The 6,220-nt window shown below is 53.5% G+C and carries 4 protein-coding genes; all 4 read right to left on the reverse strand.

Going from position 1 to position 6,220, the window contains the following annotated elements; genetic code table 11:
- Window positions 1-26: 26 nt before the first annotated feature.
- Window positions 27-1,925 (reverse strand): tetratricopeptide repeat-containing glycosyltransferase family 2 protein, encoded by a 1,899-nt coding sequence (locus AC50YO_RS18670; RefSeq protein WP_494849569.1) that lies wholly within the window; start codon window positions 1,923-1,925, stop codon window positions 27-29.
- Window positions 1,926-1,949: 24 nt separating this feature from the next.
- The gene (locus AC50YO_RS18675) at window positions 1,950-3,449 is read right to left on the reverse strand and encodes a tetratricopeptide repeat-containing glycosyltransferase family 2 protein (RefSeq protein ID WP_494849570.1); all 1,500 of its coding nucleotides are present in this window, start codon (window positions 3,447-3,449) and stop codon (window positions 1,950-1,952) included.
- A complete protein-coding gene (locus tag AC50YO_RS18680; RefSeq protein ID WP_494849572.1) occupies window positions 3,406-5,562 on the reverse strand; it encodes a tetratricopeptide repeat-containing glycosyltransferase family 2 protein in 2,157 nt (718 codons plus the stop codon). Before AC50YO_RS18680 ends, AC50YO_RS18675 begins: the two co-directional genes overlap by 44 nt.
- A 21-nt stretch (window positions 5,563-5,583) precedes the next feature.
- Window positions 5,584-6,220 (reverse strand): DUF6385 domain-containing protein (locus tag AC50YO_RS18685; protein WP_494849574.1); only part of this gene is annotated, 637 nt, incomplete at its 5' end.

The following is a 6,220-nucleotide window of genomic DNA, read 5'->3' on the forward strand; positions in this document are numbered from 1 at the left end:
CGGTAACCGTAACGTAGACGGCAACGTTACATGGGGTATAGAGCGGAGCTAATGCGAAGCATAAGCTCTTGCTCGCTGCGCAGCGGCGGCAGCGCCGCGAACCGGCGAGCGCGAGCCGCGAAGGCTGCGGCGAGCCCGGCAGCTGCGGCGCGCGCAAGCCATGGCTGCTGCGGCGCTGCTTGCACATGCGCTGCTGCGAAGCGCTCCGCCGCTGCGGGCCAGTCGGCGGCGGCTGCGGCAAGCGCGCCCGCCGCTAGCTGTGCGGCGGCGCCCGCGCGGGGCTGCGCCGCTGCATACAGCTGCGCAGCGCGGGGCTCGTGCAGCAGCGCGCACCATTGCAGCGGCAGCAGCGGCACGGCTGGATGCAGCCGTGCTCGCGCACGCCAAGCGCCGACGCGCAGCAGCGCCCGCGCTTGCGCTGCAGGAGCATGGGCGCTGCTGCGCAAGCAACGCTCCGCCGCCTCGTTATCTCTGCCGCCGCATTGCAGCGCGGACAAGTATAATTCCTTGTCGCCGCTGCCTTGGGCCGGCAACAGCGCCCATAGCTTCCTTCCGGCAGCCGGATTGCCTTGCTGCACAAGCGATAACCCGCGCCAGAATAGCGCTTCCTCCACTGGCAGCTTCTTGAGCAGCAGCTCGCTTAACGCAGGCTCCCGCTCCATTCCCCAATCTGCCAGTAAATGGAGTATAATTCGTGTCCCTGCAATGGTCTCGGGAGCCTCTTCTCTTAGATGCTGCTCCAACGTATTCTGCCATGAATCATGCAGAGCGCTATTCAACACATACAGCAAAAACAAGCGCTCCCATGCAGCCCCATAATCCCGCTTCATTCTGATCGCTTCCGTGTAACAGTCGGCTGCCGCTTGCCAAGCATACATGCGTTCATAAGCGAAGCCCGCTCCGCACCATGTCCTATAGCTCCCTGCTCCCGCCGAGCTCGAGTAGAGCATAGCTGCTGGACCTTGCAGCAGAGCTTGCTTCCATTCCTCCAGCGCTTCCTCCGCCTTATCTTGTTCGATCAAAGCGGCGGCACGCGCTTCATGCATATCGGGATAATGAGTGCCGCCAAATACATCAAGGCCAACCGTTGCCCAATGCTCGGCCTCTTTTGGCTTCCCGATCATCCGATAGGCATAACTAAGCTTGAGCAATATGTCCAGGGCATAGCCGCATTCAACTGTCAGCTTAGAGACAATCGGCTCCAGCCATGCTGCTGCCTGCCCCCAGTCCCCATAAGTGAAATATTCCGTTCCCATTGCATATTTCCAGATCAGATTACCAGGCTCCCGCTTCAAGGCCGCTTGCACGATTCGAGCATTTCTCTCTTTTTTGCCCCGGGCTGCAATTACCTCATCCCGATAGCCCTCATGATGAATCGTAACCGGAGATACGCCCAAAGCCTCTGTACCCATAGCCGCTATTGCTGTTGCCGTCTCCTCATGAATAGCTCCAGTGAATCGAATTCGAGGATCATTGCGAAATAATCGGCATACCGCGTCCGTAACATAGCCGCTCTCATCCCCCGAGCCAATCCGGCTCAGCAGCTTCACATAGTAACCGGAGCGTTGTTGATCATTCAGCAGCTCTTGCCAGACCCTCATGGAGAGTGGCGCAAGCCGCTCATCCGCATCCAGCACCAGTATCCAAGGCTGCAAAGCTGCCTCCAGCGACTGATTGCGCGCATTGGCGAAGTCATCCTGCCATTCTGTTCTTAGAATAGTTGCCCCATATTCCTCGGCAATAGCGACCGTCCCATCCAACGAGCCCGTATCTACGATAATCATCTCAGCAACGTAAGGGCATGCAGACTTCAAGCACTCCCGTAAAAAGACTTCTTCATCCCGCACAATCATGCATAGCGATATAGGCAAGGGAACAGCTCTCCCTTCCGGCTCCTCACTGCCATTATTCCCGTTCTCCTTCACGCACGCCCCTCCCCGCCTTGAGATTTACCAGCCCTCCATGCTGGGCAGTAAAATACGTACCGCCGTAATAGCCCTCTTCTCCATCACCGTATTTCTCTCCCACTGCATAGCTGCCAGAAATTGATCGGCTCTCGTTCTCCATTCTTCTGAAGCCGATGCTCCATTCCCCTGCAAGACAGCTCCCACTTGAGGAAGCTCGCTATAATCTCCCTTGCGCAAACGTCCGAGGGAGTCTAGCAGCTTCTGTTTCTTGTCCGTATTCTTCTGAAGCTCCGTCTGCCACTCCATCCATGACACCGCCGCTTCATAGCAGCCGCTGGCAGCCATTACTCCCGCAAGCTTCAGCGCGGCTCCTTCGTCCGAGCAGGCGATGCGAGCAGCCAGCAAGCTTGGCAGCCGCTCAATCTGACCGGAGGACTTCATGTATTTGCATATGCGAAAAAGCGGCGGCAAGAGGCTGGGCTTGCAGCGAAGCGCCTGAATATAAGCACCGACAACGCCCTGCTCATCCTGCAAGGCCTCATAGATGCGACCGAGCAAATAAGCGGTCCGATAAGTGCCCATTCCATCCTCTGTGTGATAATGAACAGGAGAGGCTCCCAGCTCCATTGCCTTCTCCGCTGCGGCAAGTGCCTCGTTAAGCCGTCCGTCATGCGCATGGCTTAACGCTTTGTAATGCCACAAATCCGTATAATCCGGATACTGGTCGATTCCTCGGGCTGCCGCTTCCGCAGCTTCTTCCCAGCGTCTCAGCATTTGCAGGCTTAAAGATTCGTATTTCACAACAAGATGAGCATAGCTGAGCGCCTCGAAGCCAACAGCACTCTTTGTCAGCCGGAAAGAATCAAGTGCACGTTCGGGATCGCCAATTCTTAAATACTCCACACCAATATTGTAGCGATGAAAGCTGTTCTCCGGCTCCTCTGTAATAGCAAGCTCCAGCAGCTCCATGTTCCGCTGCAGCTTATTCTTCTCCATTACCACCTGATTCCGATAGCCGTAATGATGAATGATAACATCCGTCAAATGAAACCGGGCATCAGGAGTATTTCGAGTAATAGATGCAGCGATCTGCTCATGAATTCGGCCTTCAAAACGATGCTTGGGATCATTACGGAACATCCGCAGTACCGGATGAATCGTAGCGCCCTGCCCTTCACCCTGTCCGACCACATTCCAAATAGGCATAAGCAGTGCGGACAATTCACGGTGACTGGCATATTCCCGCAGCTGCAGCTTCGTCGCGGCATCAAGCTGTTCATCTGCATCGAGGAATAGAATCCATTCCCCCGTCGCATACTCAAGAGCCGCATTGCGCGCCTTGGAGAAATCACGCTCCCATGAATGATGGATCACTCGCGCGCCATAGCTTTCTGCAATAGCCACTGTGCGATCATTTGATCCCGTATCTACCACTATTATCTCGTCTACAACCCCTTGCACGCTATGCAAACAATCCGGCAGATAACGTTCCTCATTCTTAACAATCATGCAGAAGGAAATCAGCCTCTGCGGCTCCCCCATCCGAGCGCCTCCTTTGTATTCCGTTCCATACCGTTTTCCAGCCCAACACGTCTGTCCGCTGCAAAGCCTGGTTCAGCTGTTCCAGATCCGTTTCAACCCAGCTTCCATCCCAGCTTCTCCCACCGCTGTATTCATCAGCAAGGAGAGCTTCTTTGGACAGGTGCAAGCATGCCGCCGCTGCACCCGCTCTTGCTCTCTCGGAGCTTCCTGCTGCGCTCTCAAACAGAGCGAGAGACTCGCTGTACATCTGCTTCCGATACAGCAGTTCGCCCAGCCGGAAAGCTTGCTCAGGCGCAATTCTCCCTTCCTTGCCGAAGCGACGCAGCATAAGCTCTGCAGATACATCCAGATAGCCGCTGTCATATAGCAAGTTTTCGAATAGAGGCTGCAGGCCATAGAAAGCAGCAGACAGACGCCTTGCCAGACGCAGCATTCCGTGGCTAACCGCCCGCTCCAGCCACTTCCCTGCTGAAGCTAGATCGCTCGCAGATGCAATTCGTGGGACAACTACTTCGGCACGCGTGACGGGAAGCCAGCGATTGAGCTCCACAATGAACTTGAGATGCTCCTCTCCTTTCAGCTTGCAATAGAGACGAATGAGTTCTTCCCTTACACGCTGACCTTCATTCCAACGGCATAGCATTCCATTTTCCAGCAATTGCAATTGTTCATCCCTATCCATGGCCGCATTTCCTTCATTAAGTGCCTGCTCATTCACCCCATACTCCAGAAGCTGTGCAGCCTCTTCATATTGTCCTGTTCCGATGAGGCATTCACCCATGAGCCTTCTATTAGAACAGCTTAGAGATGCTTGCTCGTCAGCTTCACGACTGGTATTCCTTTCTTCGGATCCAACGACAGCTCTCCACAGAGGCAAAGCTGTACGGATCGCTCCTATTCGGGTCATAATACCAGCAAGCTTTATACGCTGCTGCGGACTCTCGTCTCCGATGTATTGCACCAATGCCAATTTAATGTCGTTGTCTGGCTCTCCTGCAAGCTGCCATAAATTCGCTAGCCCCAGTAAAGCTGTATCCCAGTCTGGCAATTCCAACAATGCTTCCTTATAAGCTTCGATAGCAGCTCCCATATCTCCTAATCGGAACCATACCTCCGCCAATGCTCCTTTTGCACGGAAGCCTCCTGCTCCCCATTCCGATATATACATTCCTCTGCCCTTATTCGCTCCAGCTCGAATTGCCGCTTCATAAGCGGTTCGCGCTTCTTGCAGCATCCCCAAGGCAACAAGGCTATCCCCATATAACAATTGCAAATCGGGGTAATCCGCATAGCCCTGCGTTTCACCGAGCAATAGCTCCGCCGCCTCTGCGAATTGAGACAGAACCAGCAGCACACTAGCATAATCCTTAATTAAAGTTGGCCGATAAGGAGCCTTGAGCGAAGTCTGTGCCATTGAACGTTGAAAAGCATCTGCTGATGCCTCTAATCTGCCTAGTTGACATAACGATACCCCTAGGTTGTAAAGACAAAACGGATCATTGGGCCGCTGTGAAAGCTGCCTAGTAATGATCCGCAAATTGCGCTCAGCTTTGCTTTTTCGCCGAATAACGGATGGCTTATAACCGTCATGACAAATGCGTAAATCTCCTGATAACAAGGGGCCGTCTACATCCACGAGCTTCTGCTTATCTGATTCACTGCGTATGTGGACGAGCTGCTCATGAATCTCTCCGCTGTAGCGATACCCGTGGTCTGCCCGAAACAGCCTTACGGCTTCATTATTCAAACGCCGGGCCTCGGCCTCATCGGCAATCCAATGCTCCATTTGAACCTTCAGAGCAGTGGAATCCGTTCGTCGCAATTGTTGGCGCAGAGAGCCTGCGTCCCCTCCATCCAGCCACTCATCCGCATCCAGAACAAGCACCCATAACGTCCTTGCCTGCTCTAACACTTTATTGCGAGCTTCGGCAAAATCATCTTGCCATTCCAGTTGCAGTAATCTTGCCCCGTATCGCAATGCGATGTCTTTCGTATCGTCCGTAGATCCTGTATCCGCTACAACGATTTCATCGGCAATGCCTTGTATGCTATTCAGACAGCGCTCCAATACATCGGCCTCATTGCAAGCGATAATGTGAATTCCGAGCAGCATATCGACACCCTCCTGTTTCGTTTAAGTGCCCTGTGCGTTGAAATAAACATCTACAGTTGTCGGATTTCCTGTTAGGCTTGAGCGGTAGGACAATCTCGTATATTTTAGAAAGCGTTGTGGAACAAGCACCTCTACCGATCCTACAGCAATTCCTGTAGTGGTCTGAACATCGGTATACCAGTTGGCGCCATTTGCGCTAATCTCAACTAGAGCATCAGCAGCATTCACGCCAGGGCCTCGGTTATAGACAAAGTAAGAATAAGTGCCAAGAATGCTTGTGGTTACAGGTAAAACAGGAGTAAACGCATCTGCTGTCACATTAGTCAAAGCACTGAGCTCCTGAAAGCTCTTTTGAGAGATAGAAGTAACACTGCTGAGAGTACCCGTTGTAATCGTCGCACCCAAAATGCTCGTGATTGTCCCTGCTGTGATTGTCGCTCCTGACACCGCACTCAACGTTCCCGTTGTAATCGTCGCTCCCAATAATGCATCTAACGTCCCTGACGTGATTGTTGCACCAGATACCGCTACGGTTCCTCCGGATAAGGCAACTGTTCCGCTCGAGATTGCTACGGTGCCTCCAGTGATTGTTGCTCCTAGTACACTCGTGATTGTTCCTGCTGTTATCGTGGCACCAGACACCGCACTTAACGTTCCT

It is taken from the genome of Paenibacillus sp. J22P59 (assembly GCF_059383895.1).